We start from the raw sequence: 490 nt of genomic DNA, 5'->3' as shown, positions 1-490 counted from the left end.
TCTGCGCCTGCGCGTCGTAGTCGAGCGGGGCGTGATGCGTGTCCGGGCAGGCGAGGATCTCGAGCAACTGCGGGTCCAGGGCCACGGCGCGGCTCCTTCCACGTATGCGGTCTCACCGGTCGGCGGTGCCGATCGGCGCACGCGATCTTATCGGCCAACCGGCCCCGGCACCGGGCCCCGTTCGGCCCCGGTGTCCGGTCCTCCGGCCGGGCAGGTGGCGGCCACCGGGTCACGGCGTGACCACCCACCGTCACGGTAACCCCGGGAGCCGGTCGGGTTCGGCCTCAGTCCGGCAAGCGGGGCAGGAGGCTCGTCGCGTCCCCGCCCGCGGGCGCGGGCGGCGTCGACCCGGAGACGGGCGGGGTCGGACCGGACGAAGGCGCGCCGTACACGCTGCCCGCCGGACGGGGCGCCGGCGTGCCGCCGTACACCGTGGGGGCCGGCCCGGTGGCGCCGGAGCGGTAGGTGGTGGTGCTGCGTGGCAGCGGGA

Annotated in this window: 1 protein-coding gene and 1 pseudogene; both read right to left on the bottom strand. The window is 76.9% G+C overall.

Annotated elements, in window-relative coordinates; genetic code table 11:
- Nucleotides 1–85: Trm112 family protein (locus tag KBX39_RS32725; protein ID WP_312247533.1), on the bottom strand; the 85-nt coding region annotated here is incomplete at its 3' end.
- A 199-nt stretch (nucleotides 86–284) separates the two neighbouring features.
- Nucleotides 285–490: pseudogene (locus KBX39_RS32720) on the bottom strand (hypothetical protein); the annotation flags it as partial.

Origin of the sequence: Micromonospora sp. D75, from assembly GCF_018070405.1 — a bacterium.
Lineage (GTDB): Bacteria > Actinomycetota > Actinomycetes > Mycobacteriales > Micromonosporaceae > Micromonospora > Micromonospora chalcea.
The sequence above is the reverse complement of the archived record's forward strand: the minus strand, read 5'-3'. Positions and strand labels throughout refer to the sequence as shown.